The organism is uncultured Bacteroides sp., from assembly GCF_937912035.1.
In the GTDB taxonomy this organism is placed as follows: domain Bacteria; phylum Bacteroidota; class Bacteroidia; order Bacteroidales; family Bacteroidaceae; genus Phocaeicola.
Genome location: NZ_CALDPF010000018.1, coordinates 1 through 16,659, shown reverse-complemented (window position 1 = coordinate 16,659; position 16,659 = coordinate 1). Strand labels below are relative to the sequence as shown.

Genomic DNA, 16,659 nt, shown 5'->3' with positions numbered 1-16,659 from the left:
AGTGGTATCTGTCATGCACACGTGAAGGTTCTCAAGATATGGTTTCCAGTGTGTGGCCAGTATCTCCTGAAGGGATTCAATGTCAAAACGGGCTACTATCTCATTACGGATGGCGCTTACTATCTTGTAGTTGGTTATGGGGAAAGACGGGTCTATCATGATTCCGCAGAACATCTGGTAATGTATGTTGCCGTTAAGATGTTCCACAAGATGTCTGTCAGAAAGTCCGGTATAGGCCTTCAGGATCATAAGGGTAATCTTTGCGGAAAGACTGAATATATTCCTGCGTCCAAGACGATTTTCAGACAGCCCAATGGTTTATGCCATAACTTCAAAAGGGAACACTGAATGAAGCCTGCCAAGCTCACTCTCATTAAAACTCTTGCGATATTTTTCCAGAATATCAAATTCTGTAAAACCCAAAGTAGGGTGAATTTCCGAAATATTTTGTATCTTAGCCATATCTTTATTGGGGGATTTCCCCCGTTTTGGCCGTCAAACCTTATTTTCGGGGGAATACCTAAGGATACAAAAAAGCCAACTAATTCGCAACACTTTGTGTATGAATTAGTTGGCTAATTTTATAATATTTACTGAATGTCCCTAACAAAGACGCAAATTCTTGCGTCATACGGCTGCCTTGAGCAACCAGTTTCCAGTTACGGCTTACATAGCGGTCCTCATCCTTTAAAACCCATCGGCGACGACGGATGTTTAGAAATACCTTCTTTCCACGGATTGGAAAGTCTTGTACTGTTAGCGGATCATAAAAGCCCTTACTCTCAACTTTACTCTCAGAGTACTCTTTCGGAACTTCATTCTTCATTATTATCTCAGTATTGCTTTCCTTTACATCTGATATGTTGAAATAATCAAGAGTTCCTTCAGGAAGAAGGAGACGATAACCGTTTGTTTCCATTGTATTATTTTTTTTTATTCTTGTAGGCAAAGATAGTATTTTATTGAATTAACTCCTTAGGTTTTTACGTTGATTCATGAATATTCCTATTTTGTAATAGCAATAAAAGATCCTGATTTCACTTGGAAATCAGGATCTTATTGTCTTTTACTATTTAAATGTGGTGCCACCAGGAATCGAACCGGGGACACAAGGATTTTCAGTCCTTTGCTCTACCAACTGAGCTATGGCACCATTGTTTTTCGTTTGCGGTTGCAAAGGTATGTATTTTATTTTTAAATGCAAAATAATTGCATAAAAAAAAGTAGATTTTTTATGCAATTATTTTGCATTTAAAAATTATATGTGTTTTAAATGTATCAATTACTTTTTGTTTATTTGTGAAAATGAATAAAAATGGAATTAATATTTTGAATTACAATATAATATTTGTAACTTTGCGTTCGATATGGATGAAAGGTGGAGGGGCAATTAAGCTCCTCTTTTTTATTCTTAAAATTTTACTCATGATAGATAAAAACGTAGTAAGTCGGATAGTTTCGCAATGGCTTGAAGATAAGGATTATTTTTTAGTAGATGTCACGGTGAGTCCGGATGATAAAATTGTTGTTGAAATAGATCATGCTGAAGGTGTATGGATTGATGATTGTGTTGAACTGAGTAGGTATATTGAGGCAAATCTCAGTCGTGACGAAGAAGATTATGAGCTTGAAGTTGGCTCAGCTGGTATAGGACAGCCTTTCAAGGTTCTTCAGCAATATGTCATCCATAAAGGATGTGAAGTTGAGGTATTGGCAAATGATGGAAAAAAATATAAAGGAATACTTACTGAAGTTGATGACAATCAGTTTTCTTTGACAATCCAATCTAAGATAAAGCCCGAAGGTAGCAAACGTCCAAAAATGGTTGAACAATTGGTGACATTTAAATACGACGAAATAAAATATACAAAATATTTAATTAGCTTTAAATAATTATGGCCAAAAAAGAGGAAACAGTAAGCTTGATTGATACCTTTTCTGAGTTCAAGGAGCTGAAGAATATTGACCGTACCACAATGGTGGGAGTGTTGGAAGAATCGTTCCGTAGCGTAATTGCAAAAATGTTTGGTTCGGATGAAAACTATGACGTTATAGTAAACCCGGATAAAGGTGACTTTGAAATATGGCGTAATCGTGAAGTTGTTGCTGATGAGGATTTTAATAATGCAAACAAGCAAATTTCACTTACAGAAGCTCGAAAGATAGATGCGTCATATGAGATTGGTGAAGAAGTCACAGACGAGGTTATCTTTGAAAAATTTGGTAGAAGAGCTATCTTGAACTTACGACAGACTTTGGCTTCCAAAATACTTGAATTGGAAAAAGACAGTTTATACAATAAGTATATCGAGCAGGTTGGTAAAGTTGTAAGTGCTGAAGTATATCAAATCTGGAAGAAGGAAATTCTGATGCTTGATGATGAGGGTAATGAATTGTTGTTGCCAAAAACAGAACAAATTCCAGGTGATTTTTACCGTAAGGGTGAAACTGCAAGAGCTGTGGTTGCCAGAGTCGATAATAGAAATAACAATCCGAAGATTATCTTAAGCCGTACTTCTCCTGTTTTCCTTCAAAGACTTTTCGAACAAGAGGTGCCTGAAATTAATGATGGAATAATCACTATAAAGAAAATAGCACGTATACCAGGTGAACGAGCTAAAATAGCAGTAGAATCGTATGACGAAAGAATTGATCCGGTAGGGGCTTGTGTCGGTGTAAAAGGGTCAAGAATTCATGGTATTGTAAGAGAATTACGTAACGAAAATATTGATGTAATAAACTATACATCAAATATACAGTTGTTTATTCAAAGAGCTTTAAGTCCGGCTAAAATATCTTCAATAGTAATGCATGAAGAAGAAAAAAGGGCTGAAGTTTATTTGAAGCCTGAGGAGGTCTCTTTGGCTATTGGTAAAGGTGGTATGAACATAAAATTAGCAAGTATGCTCACAGAGTACACTATAGATGTGTATCGTGAACTTGATGAAAATGCCACGGAGGATGATATCTATCTTGATGAATTTAAGGACGAAATTGATGAATGGGTTATCAATGCCATTAAAGGTATAGGTATTGATACTGCAAAGGGAGTATTGAATGCACCGAGAGAGATGCTCATTGAAAAAGCTGACCTTGAGGAAAATACTGTTGACGACGTTTTGCGCATATTGAAGGCGGAATTTGAATAATTGTGAACTCATAATAAAGAATGTACAGGTATAGGAACTGTTCATTCTTTATTTTATAGAATGCCGGTTCTGCCTTTTTATTGTTGGTTGACTAAGAACTAGTTGAAATAATAACTAGTTTTTTATTGTTAATTTTTAATTGTAATTGAATATTATGACGATAAGACTTAATAAAGTAGCAAGAGATTTAAATGTAGGGATAGCAACGGCTGTTGACTTCTTGCAGAAAAAAGGATACAGTGTGGAAGCTAATCCAAACACAAAGATAACAGAAGAGCAGTATGCAGAACTGGTAAAAGAGTTTAATAACGATAAAGACTTGAAGTTGAAGTCGGAAAAAATTATTCAGGAACGTCAGAATAAAGAAAGAAATAAGGCTTCCGTTTCTATTGACGACATTGCTGATGATGTTGTCAAATCGGAAACTGTAGTAGTAGAGGAAGTACGCCAGAAATTTAAACCTATTGGGAAAATTGATCTGGATAGTATAAATAAAAAGAAAAGTAAAAAATCATCTCCAGTTGTTGAGCAGAAAGTTGTAGATGAAGATCCAGCTAAAGTTGAAGTAAAAGTTGAGGAAGAAAATAAAGTTGAAATCATAAATGAAGCTACTCAACCAGAACAAATAAAATCTGAACCACAGGAGCAAGTTACTGAGATAATTGAAGAAAAAGAAAGTCAACAGACGGATGCAAAAGCAGACGAAGTTATAAATGAGCCGATGGAAGAAAAAATAGAAGAAGCGGAAAACAAAGTAAATGATGACGGTGTCTTTAAAATCCGTCCAACAGAATTTAAGTCAAAAATCAATGTAGTGGGTCAAATAGATTTGGCTGCACTTAATCAGTCAACTCGTCCTAAAAAGAAATCGAAAGAAGAAAAGCGTAAAGAAAGAGAAGAAAAAGATAAGATGCGTCAGGAACAGCGTAAGCAGATGAAAGATGCTATTATCAAGGAAATACGCAAGAGTGATGAAAAAACTGAGAAGGGCGGACAGGATGACGGATCAAAAAAGAAAAAACGTAACAGAATCAACAAGGAACGTGTAGATATTTACAGTACTCAATCATCCCAGCCTCATGGAGCTAATCCTAAAGGTGAAAAATCTGGAAAGAACCAAGGAGGAGGTAAGAATGCTGGAAAGGATAAATTTAAGAAACCTGTTGCTAAACAAGAAGTCAGCGATGAGGATGTAGCTAAGCAAGTTAAGGAAACTCTAGCGCGTCTTACCAATAAAGGTAAAAATAAAGCTGCAAAATATCGTAAGGAAAAACGTGAAAATATTCAAAACCGTCAGTTAGAGCAGGAAGAACTCGAAATGGAAGAAAGCAAAGTGCTTAAACTTACTGAGTTTGTTACTGCAAATGAGCTGGCTAACATGATGGATATATCTGTTACTCAGGTCATCTCTACATGTATGAGCGTTGGTATTATGGTTTCTATTAACCAGCGTCTTGATGCTGAGACTATTAATCTTGTAGCTGAAGAATTCGGATATAAAACTGAATATGTAAGTGCAGAAGTTGCACAGGCCATAGAGGAAGAAGCAGATGCTGAAGAAGATCTTGAACCACGTGCTCCAATCGTTACTGTGATGGGACACGTTGACCACGGTAAGACTTCATTGCTTGACTATATACGTAAGGCTAATGTTATAGCCGGTGAGGCTGGTGGTATCACTCAGCACATCGGTGCCTACAATGTGAAATTGGATGACGGTCGTCGTATAACATTCCTTGATACTCCGGGTCATGAGGCGTTTACTGCGATGCGTGCCCGTGGCGCTAAGGTTACTGACGTTGTAATCATTATCGTTGCTGCCGATGATAATGTGATGCCTCAGACTAAGGAAGCTATCAACCATGCTATGGCTGCCGGAGTGCCTATAGTATTCGCAATCAATAAGGTTGATAAGCCTAATGCTAATCCTGATAAGATAAAAGAAGAACTTGCTGCCATGAATTTCCTTGTAGAAGAATGGGGTGGTAAGTATCAGTCACAAGATATTTCTGCAAAGACAGGTCTTGGTGTTAACGATCTGTTGGAGAAAGTATTGCTTGAAGCAGAAATGCTTGATCTTAAAGCAAATCCAAATCGTAAGGCAACAGGTTCTATTATTGAATCTTCTTTGGATAAGGGACGTGGATACGTGGCTACGGTTCTTGTATCAAACGGTACATTGCATGTGGGCGACATTGTATTGGCAGGTACATCATACGGTAAGGTTAAGGCTATGTTTAACGAACGTAATCAGCGTATGAAAGAAGCAGGTCCAGCAGAACCTGTATTAATACTTGGTCTTAACGGTGCTCCTGCTGCAGGTGATACATTCCACGTATTCGATACAGACCAGGAAGCTCGTGAAATCGCCAACAAGCGTGAACAGTTGGCCCGTGAACAGGGATTGCGTACACAGAAGATGCTTACTCTTGATGAAGTTGGACGTCGTCTTGCATTGGGAGACTTCCATGAACTTAATATCATCGTTAAGGGTGACGTTGACGGTTCAGTAGAAGCATTGAGCGACTCACTTATTAAGTTGTCAACAGAACAGATACAGGTTAATGTTATACATAAGGGAGTTGGTCAGATCTCAGAATCAGACGTTTCATTGGCTGCTGCTTCCGATGCTATCATCGTTGGTTTCCAGGTACGTCCTTCAAGCAATGCTGCTAAACTTGCAGAACAGGAAGGTGTGGATATACGTAAGTATTCTATTATTTACGACGCTATCGAAGAAGTCAAGGCTGCTATGGAAGGTATGCTTGCTCCTACATTGAAAGAACAGGTTACTGCAACTATCGAAGTTCGTGAAGTGTTCAATATCAGCAAGGTTGGACAGGTTGCCGGAGCTATGGTCAAGACAGGTAAGGTTAAACGTACTGACAAGGCTCGCCTTATCCGTGATGGTATTGTAGTATTTACTGGTTCTATTAATGCCTTGAAACGTTTCAAGGATGATGTTAAGGAAGTAGGTACAAACTTCGAATGTGGTATCAGCCTCACAAACTGTAATGATATTAAAGTGGGTGACATTATCGAAACTTACGAAGAAGTAGAAGTAAAACAGACACTATAATAACAGTTTTTCAGAGTGAAAAGTGAGGAATGAAAAAGGCACTTCTGTCAGGTTCATTCTTCATTTTTCATTCTTTGTTTATAAACTCTCCGTCTTTATTGTTTCAAAAAACATCAAAAGCAATGACTCTTGAAGCTTTGTCTTTAAATTTAAGCGTTTTGGATTGGATAATTATAGCTATTATTGCACTTGGAGTAGTATTGGGATTTATGAAAGGAGCTATAAAACAAGCTGCAACTATGGTTGGACTCATAGCAGGATTACTGCTGGCGCGTGCTTTGTTCTCACAATTGGGAGAGAAACTGGCTGTTGAGCTTGGTACGTCATTGTCTGTTGCTCAGGTTATAGCTTTTTTCCTGATTTGGATACTTGTTCCTGTTATATTTCTAATATTGGCTTCTATGCTTACCAAAGCGTTGGAAATAGTACATTTAGGTATAATGAACAGGTTGTTGGGGGCGTTGCTCGGAGCGTTGAAATATGCCTTCATCGTAAGCCTTGCCATAAGTTTTTTAGAATATATTGACAGTAAAGATGAACTTATAAATCGAACAGTTAAGCAGTCTTCTTTGTTATATTATCCGGTAAAGGAACTTTCAGGTATCTTTATACCGACATTAAAAAATGTGACAAATGAGATTATTCAAACAGATATAATATAATTACATATGCAAGAAGAACCTAATAAATATGTAAAGGAACTGACGCAGGAGAAATATAAATATGGTTTCACTACCGATGTTCATACAGATATAATAGAAAAAGGACTTAATGAGGATGTCGTTCGTCTGATTTCTGAAAAGAAGGGTGAACCTGAGTGGCTTCTTGAATTCCGCCTTAAGGCATACCGTCACTGGCTGACACTTGAGATGCCTACATGGGCACATCTTGACATTCCTGAGATCGATTATCAGGCAATATCATATTATGCCGATCCTACAAAGAAGAAAGAAGGACCAAAATCTATGGAAGAAGTCGATCCGGAACTCTTGAAAACATTCAATAAGCTTGGTATTCCATTGGAAGAGCAGATGGCATTGAGTGGTATGGCTGTAGATGCCGTAATGGACTCAGTGTCTGTCAAGACCACTTTCAAGGAGACACTTATGGAGAAGGGTATTATCTTCTGTTCCATGAGTGAGGCTGTAAGAGAACATCCTGATTTGGTGAAGAAATATCTTGGCTCTGTTGTTGGCTATCGTGATAATTTCTTTGCGGCTCTTAATTCAGCTGTTTTCAGCGACGGGTCGTTCGTATATATTCCTAAGGGAGTACGTTGCCCTATGGAACTTTCAACATATTTCCGTATCAATGCTGCCAATACAGGTCAGTTTGAAAGGACACTGATTGTTGCCGATGATGACAGTTATGTTTCATACCTTGAAGGATGTACTGCTCCTATGCGCGATGAAAACCAGTTGCATGCTGCAATTGTTGAAATCGTAGTAATGGATCGTGCTGAAGTGAAATACTCTACCGTACAGAACTGGTATCCGGGAGATGCCGAAGGAAAGGGTGGTGTCTATAACTTCGTAACAAAACGTGGTATCTGTAAAGGTAATGACAGCAAGCTTTCATGGACACAGGTGGAAACAGGTTCTGCTATCACATGGAAATATCCTAGCTGTATTCTTGCTGGTGATAATTCAACTGCCGAGTTCTATTCTGTAGCTGTAACAAACAATTACCAGCAGGCCGATACGGGAACTAAGATGATACACCTTGGAAAGAACACTCGTTCAACTATCGTAAGTAAAGGTATCAGTGCCGGAAAGAGCCAGAATTCGTACCGTGGACTTGTACGTGTGGCAGAAAGAGCGGATAATGCACGTAACTATAGCCAGTGTGACTCTCTGTTGCTTGGCAGCAAGTGCGGTGCACATACATTCCCATATATGGATGTACATAATGAAACTGCTATAGTAGAGCACGAAGCCACTACATCCAAGATTTCTGAAGACCAGTTGTTCTATTGTAATCAGCGTGGTATAACTACTGAGGATGCCATAGGACTTATTGTGAACGGATATGCAAAAGAAGTTATAAACAAGCTTCCTATGGAGTTTGCTGTTGAGGCTCAGAAGCTTCTGTCAGTATCACTTGAAGGAAGTGTGGGATAATTTTTGAGTTTTTGAGTTCTTTAGTTCTTAAGTTTGTTTATGATAACGTAGATGAACTCACTAACTAACAAAACTCACTAACTAACAAACTTAAAAACTAACAACCGAAGGTCAACGAAGTTAAACTTACAAAAATATGTTAGAGATAAAAGACTTACATGCCAATATTAACGGCAAAGAGATATTGAAAGGTATTAACCTTACTGTTAAGCCGGGTGAAGTTCATGCCATAATGGGACCTAACGGCTCTGGTAAAAGTACATTGAGTAATGTGCTTGTCGGACATCCTGCATACGAAGTAACAAAAGGTTCTGTTACATTCCTTGGCAAAGACCTGCTTAGTCTTAAGCCTGAAGACCGCAGCCACGAAGGATTGTTCCTATCATTCCAGTATCCTGTAGAAATTCCAGGAGTGAGCATGGTAAACTTTATGCGTGCCGCAGTTAACGAGCAGCGTAAATACAAAGGTCTGCCTGCACTTACTGCAAGTGAATTCTTGAAACTGATGAGACAGAAACGTGAAATCGTTGAGCTTGACAGTAAGCTTGCCAACCGTTCAGTAAACGAAGGATTCTCAGGAGGTGAGAAGAAACGTAACGAAATCTTCCAGATGGCAATGCTTGAACCAAAGTTGAGTATTCTTGACGAAACAGACTCAGGTCTTGACATCGATGCTTTGCGTATCGTAGCCGAAGGTGTGAACAAGCTCAAGACTCCTGAAACAAGCTGTATCGTTATTACCCACTACCAGCGTCTGTTGGACTATATCAAACCCGACATCGTACACGTTCTTTACAAAGGACGTATCGTGAAGACTGCAGGTCCTGAACTTGCACTTGAACTCGAAGAGAAGGGTTATGACTGGATTAAGAAAGAATTGGGAGAGTAAAGAGACGAAATAACATGAAAGCAGAACAACAATATATAGACCTTTTCACCCAATGTGAAGCCATGATATGCCGCCACAGTGCAGACGTGCTTAACGCTCCGCGTGCCAAGGCTTTTGCTGATTTCGAGGCAGCAGGATTCCCTTCACAGAAGGTTGAAAAGTACAAATATACGGATGTCGCAAAGTTCTTTGCACCGGACTACGGATTGAACCTTAACCGCCTGGAGATACCGGTAAATCCGTATGAAGTGTTCAAGTGCGATGTTCCGAATATGAGCACTTCGCTTTATTTCGTGGTTAACGATACATTCGATACACACGACAATCCTGCCGCACAGCTTCCAGCCGGAGTCATTTTCGGAAGCCTGAAAGATGTGGCAAAGGAAAATCCTGAACTGGTGAAGAAATACTATTCACAGTTGGCAGACACATCTAAAGACAGTGTTACTGCATTTAACACAATGTTTGCACAGGATGGTGTGTTCATGTATGTTCCTAAGAATGTAGTATTGGATAGACCTATACAGTTGGTCAATATTCTTCGTGCTGATGTAAACTTCATGGTAAACCGCCGTGTTGTTATAGTCCTTGAAGACGGTGCACAGGCCAAACTGCTGGTTTGCGACCATGCTATGGACGATGTGAATTTCCTTTCAACCCAGGTTGTGGAAATCTTTGTAGGCGAGAATGCTTATTTCGATTTGTACGAACTCGAGGAAACTCATAACTCTACTGTACGTTTCAGCAATCTGTATGTACATCAGGAAGCGAACAGCAATGTATTGCTTAACGGTATGACACTTCATAACGGTACAACACGTAATACATCAGAAGTAACCCTTGCCGGTAAGGGTGCAGAAATCACCCTTTGCGGAATGGCTATTGCCGACAAGAATGAGCAGGTAGATAACAATACATTTATCGATCATAAGGCTTCTGACTGTACAAGTACCGAACTCTTCAAGTATGTACTTGACGATCAGGCAGTAGGTGCATTTGCAGGTAAAGTACTTGTTCGTGAAGGTGCCCAGCGTACAAATTCACAGCAGACAAACAGTAATATATGTGCAACCCGCGAAGCACGTATGTTTACACAGCCACAGCTTGAGATTTATGCTGATGATGTGAAATGTTCTCACGGAGCTACCGTAGGACAGCTTGACGAAAACGCATTGTTCTACATGCAGCAGCGCGGTATCAGTCTGAAGGAAGCACGTCTGTTATTGATGTTTGCATTCGTCAATGAAGTTATCGATAAGATTCGTATGGAGGCACTAAAAGACCGTTTGCATCTTCTTGTTGAAAAACGATTCCGTGGCGAACTGAACAAGTGTCAGGGATGTGCGATATGTGGAAAATAAAAAACACTATGTACGATATTCAGAAAATAAGAGAAGACTTCCCGATACTGTCAAGAACAGTATATGGCAAGCCGTTGATATACTTGGACAATGGGGCTACCACACAGAAACCTAAGTGTGTGGTAGATGCAATTGTTGATGAGTATTATTCTGTAAATGCCAATGTACACCGCGGTGTTCATTTCCTTTCACAGCAGGCAACAAATTTGCATGAGGCATCGCGCGAAACTGTGCGTAAGTTTATAAATGCGCGCAGCATGTCGGAGATAATCTTTACTCGTGGAACGACTGAGAGTATAAATCTCGTAGCTTCATCGTTCACAGATGCTTTTATGAAGGAAGGAGATGAAGTTATAGTTTCGGTGATGGAGCATCACAGCAACATCGTTTCATGGCAGATTCAGGCACTCCGTAAGGGAATTGTTCTGAAAGTTATTCCTATGAACGACCGTGGCGAATTGCTGATTGATGAGTACGAAAAACTGTTTACTCCACGTACAAAGCTTGTTTCCGTAGCTCATGTTTCAAATGTTCTCGGAACAATAAATCCGGTGAAGCAGATTGCTTCAATAGCCCATGCACACAATGTTCCGGTATTGATAGACGGAGCACAGGGTATTCCACACATGAAGGTGGATGTACAGGATATTGATGCCGATTTCTATGTGTTCAGTGCACATAAGATTTATGGTCCTACCGGTATAGGAGTGCTTTATGGCAAGGAAGATCTTCTCGACAAGATGCCTCCTTATCAGGGTGGTGGAGAGATGATAAAGAATGTAAGTTTCGAAGGAACGACATTCAACGAGCTGCCTTTCAAGTTCGAAGCCGGAACACCTGATTATGTAGGTTCTACTGCAATGGCAAAAGCGTTGGATTATGTCTCTGCCATAGGTATGGATAATATAGCTGCCCATGAACATGAACTTACCATGTATGCGATGCAGCGTATGAAAGAAATTCCTGGTATGCGCATCTTTGGTGAGGCGGAAAATAAGGGAGGAGTTATTTCATTCCTTGTTGGAGATATCCACCATTTCGATATGGGAACACTGCTCGACCGCCTTGGAATAGCAGTCCGCACCGGACATCACTGCGCAGAACCTCTTATGCACCGTTTGGGAATAGAGGGAACAGTGCGGGCTTCATTCGGTATGTATAACACTAAAGAAGAAGTTGATGCATTGGTTGCCGGAATAGAAAGAGTGAGCAAGATGTTCGGATAAATATTGAGATTAATCATAAATCAAATGGCGTTTAAACAGCTTCTAAATACTGTTTAAACGCCATTTAATGTTATATGGATATTGGATTAAAATCCAAGCCTCTTGAACTCACTCTCGAAATTAGGAGTGAAAACTTCTTTCCCCATGTTTGCCTTAATTTCCTCAATACTCCAGAATCTGCCTCCATCCAGTTCCTCGGATGGATGTATTTCCCCGTCGTACACAGTCTTGTGGGCAAAAACAAGTTCCTTTTCGCGCGATGACTCAAACACGTAGTGCGTAAGAAGTTCAGGAGTGAAATCTTCTATTCCGAGCTCCTCTCTGACTTCGCGTTTCAGGGCCATTTCCACACTTTCTCCTAAGTCGATATGACCTCCTACTGCAGTATCCCATTTTCCCGGCTGTATGTCCTTCCATTCCGGACGTTTCTGTAGGTAGAGTTCTCCACGACTGTTGAAAACATGCAGATGTACCACCGGATGCAGCAGCTTGCTGCCGCTGTGACACTCGCCTCTTGTAGCTGCAGACAAAATGTTTCCGTCCTCGTCTACTACAGGGAACATTTCTTCGCTATTATCTTTCATATTCTGATATCTAAAAACTAACAACTGACAATCATTACGGAATCAGCAGCGATGAATCGCCGTAACTCAGAAATCGGAAATCGTGAGACAACGCATAGTCATAAATCTTTCTCCAGTCGCCTTTCACGAATGCCGAAACCAGTAGCAGCAGAGTGCTTTGCGGCTGATGGAAGTTGGTTACTATACGTTTCACAATCTTGTATTCATATCCCGGAGCGATGATTATCTGAGTGCTTGTATGCAGAGCGTCCAGATGATTTCTTTCCATATAGTCGAGGATATTCTGCAGAGCCTGAATCGGAGTGAGGTTTGTTTCGTTCTCGTATGGCATCCATTGCTTAACATGCAGTTCCTCCTGCGATGCTTCAGGTCTTGACTCTAAGATTACTCCGATATAATACAGACTTTCAATTGTTCTTACAGATGTAGTTCCCACGGCAGTGGTCTCGCCTCCATGTTTCAGAAGTTTCTCAATGGTCTGTCTGTTTACAGAGATATATTCCGTGTGCATATCGTGTCCTGCTATTTCTTCACTCTTTACAGGACGGAAAGTACCGGCTCCCACATGCAGAGTCACTTCTTCCAGGTCAACACCCTTGTTCTTCAGTGTGTCAAGCACTCTCTCTGTGAAATGTAGTCCTGCTGTTGGTGCAGCCACAGAACCTTTTATCTTAGAATACACAGTCTGGTAAGTCTCCTTGTCGCTTTCCTGTGTCTTGCGGTTCAGATATGGAGGGATAGGAAGTTCGCCGAACACTTCGAGGATATCAGCAAAAGTCACTTCGCTGTTGTCCCAGCTGAAGTCTATCCAGTGGCTCGTTCCGTGACATTCGCCTCGTGTGGCAGTAAGTGTAAGTGGCTTGCCTTTCACTGTCATTTCTTTATGCAGCGGACCTTCTTTCCATTTCTTCAGATTGCCCACCATGCAGAGCCATGCCGAGTGTTCTGTCTGCTGGAAGTTCAGTACGTAATCGTTGGGCTTTATTGGTTCAAGACAGAAAATTTCTATCAGTGCACCGGTTTCCTTTCTGAAATGCAGTCTGGCCTGAATAACCTTTGTATTGTTGAAAATCATCAGTGAACCCGGTTCGATATATTCCGGCAGTGAAGTGAAGACTCTTTCTTCTATTTCGCCGTGATTGTAAACCAGCAGTTTGGAACTGTCGCGCTCTTTCAGCGGGAATTTTGCTATTCTTTCGTCCGGAAGTGGATAGTTGTAATCGATTATCTTTATGTGTTTCGTTTCTTCCATCTGTGTAGTTTCTTCAATATTTTCTGCAAAAGTATAAAAAACTTTCGTATCTGCTTAAAAGTAGCTACTTTTGCTTGAACTATAATACTGAAAGAATATGAAAATTGGAGATAAAGTACGTTTCCTCAGCGAAGTGGGAGGCGGTATAGTAAGAGGTTTTCAAGGCAAGGACACAGCCTTGGTAGAGAGTGAGGACGGTTTTGAAATTCCTATGCTGATAAAGGAATGCGTAGTTATTCAGACCGATGATTATAATATCCCGTTGAAGTCTACTTCAAAACCTCAGCAGGCACCTGTTGAAGACGAAGAAGAGGAAGAAGATGACAGACCGATAACATATCGTGCGCCTGAAATAAGAGGTAACGATGTGCTTAATGTATATCTGGCTTTTGTTCCACACGATATAAAGGCTATCACTACAACAGGTTTCGATGCGTATCTGGTGAACGACAGTAACTATTTCATCGACTATTTATACCTTTCTGCAGAAGGAAAGAGCTGGACTCTGAGAAGCCGAGGTACTATAAAACCAAATATGAAACAGGCTCTTGAGGAATTCGAGAAGAAAGACCTTAACGATATGGAACACGTTGCGGTACAGATCCTTGCATATAAGGATGACCGTACTTTCCTGCTCAAAAATGCTATTTCTACAGAGATAAGAATTGATACTGTTAAGTTCTATAAGCTCCATACCTTCCAGGAAAATGATTTCTTCAACGAACCTGCATTGATTTACGATGTGGTGAAAGACGATGAAGAAGCAAAACAGGTGTATGTGAATGCTGATGATATAAAGAACGCCATATTTTCAAAGGGAGATGGAAACAATATTCCGAAGAAAGTATTGCGCAAGGAAGAGAAGAAAATCAAGAACGGAATTATCGAAATAGACCTTCATATAGACGCTCTTCTAGATGATACTACAGGAATGGGAAATGCAGAAATGCTGAACTATCAGCTTGATGTGTTTCGCAAGACTATGGAGGAATACAAGAGGAACACTGGACAGAAGATAGTATTCATCCACGGAAAGGGCGACGGAGTTCTGCGCAAGGCATTACTTGATGAACTTAAGCGTAAGTATAGGACATGCTTAAGTCAGGATGCTTCGTTCCGAGAATACGGTTATGGAGCTACTATGGTTATAATTAAATAATCAGTCATTATGAAAACTCTAAAAGATATGCTTTCCCACGACCGTTTCGCAGCTGAGGCGGGAGTGGAGCTACTTGAAGTGTGTGAAGGTTATGCCAAGGCACGCATGCTCGTTACGGACAAACACCTGAACGGGGGAGGAGTGTGTCAAGGGGGAGCCTTGTTCACACTTGCTGACTTGGCTTTTGCGGCAGTTGCAAACAGCCGAAATCTGCTTACACTTTCGCTTAATGCAAATATCACTTTCCTGCGTGCAGTAAGTAGCGGATATGTATATGCCGAGGCTGTGGAGACATTCAATCATGCAAAGGTACCTTTCATCGAAGTGCGTATCACCGATGAGGAAGGTTGTCCGGTTGCTGTATTCACAAGTTCCGGCTACAGGAAAAAGACTGAACTAAATCTGGAAAGTTTGATGTAATGAACAATCGTTATGAAGAAAGACTGGGTACGGACAGAATGCTGCCTTTGGTGTTCCGTATGGCACTGCCTGCCGTAGCTGCCCAGTTTGTAAATCTGCTTTATAATATAGTAGACAGAATCTATATAGGACATATTCCCGAAATAGGAACAGAGGCTCTTGCCGGGGTAGGTGTCACTACTTCGATAGTAATACTCATATCATCGTTTTCATCTATAGTAGGTGCCGGAGGTGCTCCTCTTGCAGCCATGGCTTTAGGTCAGGGTGATCGCGAGAGGGCCGGACGCATATTGGGAAACGGTTTTGTGATGCTTATACTTTTCACTATCATTACTTCGCTGGTAGCATACATCTTCATGGAACCTATTCTTCTGCTTACCGGAGCCTCCGAAAGAACGCTGCCGTTTGCCGAAGATTATCTCTCAGTTTATCTGCTTGGTACGCTTTTTGTTGAGATATCCACAGGACTTAACACATTCATAAACTCGCAGGGAAGACCTGCCATAGCTATGTGGTCGGTAGTAATAGGTGCATTGCTGAATATCATTCTCGATCCTATATTCATTTTTACTTTCGATATGGGAGTAAAGGGAGCCGCTATAGCTACTGTCCTTTCGCAAGCCGTCAGTGCTATTTGGGTACTGCGTTTCCTTACTTCCCGTTCGGCATCTCTTCCGCTTGAACGAAAATATATGACGCTACAGAAGAAGATAGTTCTGTCCGTAGTTGCTCTTGGAGTGTCACCTTTCATTATGGCTAGTACGGAAAGTCTAGTAGGCTTCGTCCTTAACGGAAGTCTTAAACATTTTGGTGATATCTATGTCAGCGCACTAGCCATAATGCAGAGTGCCATGCAGTTTGCCAGTGTACCGCTTGTTGGTTTCGCTCAGGGATTTATTCCTGTAGTTAGCTATAACTACGGTCATGCTAACAAGGACCGTGTGAAACAATGTTTCAAGATAGTTGTAACATTCATGTTCGGTTTCAACTTTTTGCTGATACTTTTTATGATACTCTGTCCTCATCTGGTAGCATCAGTATTTACTGACGATGAAGTTCTGATAGAAACAGTGTCGCATGTCATGCCCCTCTTCCTTGCTGGAATGTCTATTTTCGGACTTCAGCGTGCATGTCAGAACATGTTTGTAGCCTTGGGACAAGCTAAGATTTCCATTTTTATAGCATTGTTGAGAAAAGTTATTCTCCTTGTTCCTCTGGCACTTATACTGCCTCACTTTTGTGGAGTTGAAGGAATATTTGCAGCCGAAGCAATTTCGGATGCAACGGCAGCTGTGTGCTGTACTGTTTTATTCGCATGGCATTTCCCAAAGATATTATCTCGTATAAAAGGATAATTATAGAAATTTCTATATAAAGTTAGCGTAACACGTACGTGTCACGCGCGTTACACGCTCGTGTT

14 protein-coding genes, 1 tRNA gene and 1 pseudogene are annotated in these 16,659 nt (G+C 40.6%); 11 read left to right on the top strand and 5 right to left on the bottom strand.

Going from position 1 to position 16,659, the window contains the following annotated elements; translation table 11 throughout:
• From Q0486_RS16145 to Q0486_RS02935, 3 genes and pseudogenes are all read right to left on the bottom strand, one after another.
• Positions 1 to 462, bottom strand: a pseudogene (locus Q0486_RS16145) (transposase); the annotation flags it as partial.
• A gap of 79 nt (positions 463 to 541) precedes the next feature.
• Positions 542 to 919, bottom strand: coding sequence for a hypothetical protein (locus Q0486_RS02940; RefSeq protein ID WP_299230211.1), 378 nt, complete (start codon positions 917 to 919; stop codon positions 542 to 544).
• A 161-nt stretch (positions 920 to 1,080) separates the two neighbouring features.
• A tRNA-Phe gene (locus Q0486_RS02935) sits at positions 1,081 to 1,153 on the bottom strand.
• 272 nt (positions 1,154 to 1,425) lie between these two features.
• Here Q0486_RS02935 and rimP point away from each other — a divergent pair.
• The 8 genes from rimP to Q0486_RS02895 all read left to right on the top strand — a co-directional run bounded on the left by rimP (position 1,426) and on the right by Q0486_RS02895 (position 11,824).
• The gene (gene rimP, locus Q0486_RS02930; RefSeq protein WP_299230215.1) at positions 1,426 to 1,893 is read left to right on the top strand and encodes a ribosome assembly cofactor RimP; all 468 of its coding nucleotides are present in this window, start codon (positions 1,426 to 1,428) and stop codon (positions 1,891 to 1,893) included.
• Between the two features lie 2 nt (positions 1,894 to 1,895).
• Entirely contained in the window at positions 1,896 to 3,149 is a 1,254-nt protein-coding gene (gene nusA, locus Q0486_RS02925; RefSeq protein WP_299230210.1) for a transcription termination factor NusA, read from the top strand.
• A 154-nt stretch (positions 3,150 to 3,303) separates the two neighbouring features.
• Positions 3,304 to 6,228 carry a translation initiation factor IF-2 gene (infB, locus tag Q0486_RS02920; RefSeq protein ID WP_299230209.1) on the top strand — a complete coding sequence of 975 codons (2,925 nt, stop codon included), beginning with the start codon at positions 3,304 to 3,306 and terminating at the stop codon, positions 6,226 to 6,228.
• 122 nt (positions 6,229 to 6,350) lie between these two features.
• Positions 6,351 to 6,890, top strand: coding sequence for a CvpA family protein (locus tag Q0486_RS02915; protein WP_299230214.1), 540 nt, complete (start codon positions 6,351 to 6,353; stop codon positions 6,888 to 6,890).
• Between the two features lie 6 nt (positions 6,891 to 6,896).
• On the top strand, positions 6,897 to 8,348 hold the full coding sequence (gene sufB / locus Q0486_RS02910) for a Fe-S cluster assembly protein SufB (RefSeq protein WP_204393231.1): 1,452 nt from the start codon (positions 6,897 to 6,899) through the stop codon (positions 8,346 to 8,348).
• 136 nt (positions 8,349 to 8,484) lie between these two features.
• Positions 8,485 to 9,237 carry a Fe-S cluster assembly ATPase SufC gene (sufC, locus tag Q0486_RS02905; RefSeq protein WP_154045122.1) on the top strand — a complete coding sequence of 251 codons (753 nt, stop codon included), beginning with the start codon at positions 8,485 to 8,487 and terminating at the stop codon, positions 9,235 to 9,237.
• Positions 9,238 to 9,251: 14 nt separating this feature from the next.
• Positions 9,252 to 10,598 carry a Fe-S cluster assembly protein SufD gene (gene sufD / locus Q0486_RS02900; RefSeq protein WP_299230208.1) on the top strand — a complete coding sequence of 449 codons (1,347 nt, stop codon included), beginning with the start codon at positions 9,252 to 9,254 and terminating at the stop codon, positions 10,596 to 10,598.
• 8 nt (positions 10,599 to 10,606) lie between these two features.
• The gene (locus Q0486_RS02895; RefSeq protein ID WP_299230207.1) at positions 10,607 to 11,824 is read left to right on the top strand and encodes a cysteine desulfurase; all 1,218 of its coding nucleotides are present in this window, start codon (positions 10,607 to 10,609) and stop codon (positions 11,822 to 11,824) included.
• Between the two features lie 86 nt (positions 11,825 to 11,910).
• Here the strand turns inward: Q0486_RS02895 and Q0486_RS02890 are convergent, their stop codons facing one another.
• Positions 11,911 to 12,408, bottom strand: coding sequence for an NUDIX domain-containing protein (locus tag Q0486_RS02890; protein ID WP_235340697.1), 498 nt, complete (start codon positions 12,406 to 12,408; stop codon positions 11,911 to 11,913).
• 34 nt (positions 12,409 to 12,442) lie between these two features.
• Complete coding sequence (locus Q0486_RS02885; RefSeq protein WP_299230206.1) at positions 12,443 to 13,660, bottom strand: S-adenosylmethionine:tRNA ribosyltransferase-isomerase; 1,218 nt, start codon at positions 13,658 to 13,660, stop codon at positions 12,443 to 12,445.
• A 97-nt stretch (positions 13,661 to 13,757) separates the two neighbouring features.
• Here Q0486_RS02885 and Q0486_RS02880 point away from each other — a divergent pair, with 97 nt between their 5' ends.
• From Q0486_RS02880 to Q0486_RS02870, 3 genes are read left to right on the top strand one after another with little or no spacing between them, the layout of a single operon-like run.
• Positions 13,758 to 14,819, top strand: a complete 1,062-nt coding sequence (locus Q0486_RS02880) for a DUF2027 domain-containing protein (protein WP_299230205.1) — start codon at positions 13,758 to 13,760, stop codon at positions 14,817 to 14,819.
• A 9-nt stretch (positions 14,820 to 14,828) separates the two neighbouring features.
• Positions 14,829 to 15,239 carry a PaaI family thioesterase gene (locus Q0486_RS02875; RefSeq protein WP_299230204.1) on the top strand — a complete coding sequence of 137 codons (411 nt, stop codon included), beginning with the start codon at positions 14,829 to 14,831 and terminating at the stop codon, positions 15,237 to 15,239.
• Positions 15,239 to 16,594: an MATE family efflux transporter gene (locus Q0486_RS02870; RefSeq protein WP_299230203.1), complete on the top strand. Its 1,356-nt coding sequence runs from the start codon at positions 15,239 to 15,241 to the stop codon at positions 16,592 to 16,594. The genes Q0486_RS02875 and Q0486_RS02870 overlap by 1 nt, the downstream gene beginning before the upstream one ends.
• Positions 16,595 to 16,659 lie beyond the last annotated feature (65 nt).

Bases quoted from the DNA above. Each gene is read 5' to 3' on its own strand.
- Q0486_RS02940 (WP_299230211.1), bottom strand. From the start codon at position 919: ATGGAAACAAACGGTTATCGTCTCCTTCTTCCTGAAGGAACTCTTGAT.
- rimP (WP_299230215.1), top strand. From the start codon at position 1,426: ATGATAGATAAAAACGTAGTAAGTCGGATAGTTTCGCAATGGCTTGAA.
- nusA (WP_299230210.1), top strand. From the start codon at position 1,896: ATGGCCAAAAAAGAGGAAACAGTAAGCTTGATTGATACCTTTTCTGAG.
- infB (WP_299230209.1), top strand. From the start codon at position 3,304: ATGACGATAAGACTTAATAAAGTAGCAAGAGATTTAAATGTAGGGATA.
- Q0486_RS02915 (WP_299230214.1), top strand. From the start codon at position 6,351: ATGACTCTTGAAGCTTTGTCTTTAAATTTAAGCGTTTTGGATTGGATA.
- sufB (WP_204393231.1), top strand. From the start codon at position 6,897: ATGCAAGAAGAACCTAATAAATATGTAAAGGAACTGACGCAGGAGAAA.
- sufC (WP_154045122.1), top strand. From the start codon at position 8,485: ATGTTAGAGATAAAAGACTTACATGCCAATATTAACGGCAAAGAGATA.
- sufD (WP_299230208.1), top strand. From the start codon at position 9,252: ATGAAAGCAGAACAACAATATATAGACCTTTTCACCCAATGTGAAGCC.
- Q0486_RS02895 (WP_299230207.1), top strand. From the start codon at position 10,607: ATGTACGATATTCAGAAAATAAGAGAAGACTTCCCGATACTGTCAAGA.
- Q0486_RS02890 (WP_235340697.1), bottom strand. From the start codon at position 12,408: ATGAAAGATAATAGCGAAGAAATGTTCCCTGTAGTAGACGAGGACGGA.
- Q0486_RS02885 (WP_299230206.1), bottom strand. From the start codon at position 13,660: ATGGAAGAAACGAAACACATAAAGATAATCGATTACAACTATCCACTT.
- Q0486_RS02880 (WP_299230205.1), top strand. From the start codon at position 13,758: ATGAAAATTGGAGATAAAGTACGTTTCCTCAGCGAAGTGGGAGGCGGT.
- Q0486_RS02875 (WP_299230204.1), top strand. From the start codon at position 14,829: ATGAAAACTCTAAAAGATATGCTTTCCCACGACCGTTTCGCAGCTGAG.
- Q0486_RS02870 (WP_299230203.1), top strand. From the start codon at position 15,239: ATGAACAATCGTTATGAAGAAAGACTGGGTACGGACAGAATGCTGCCT.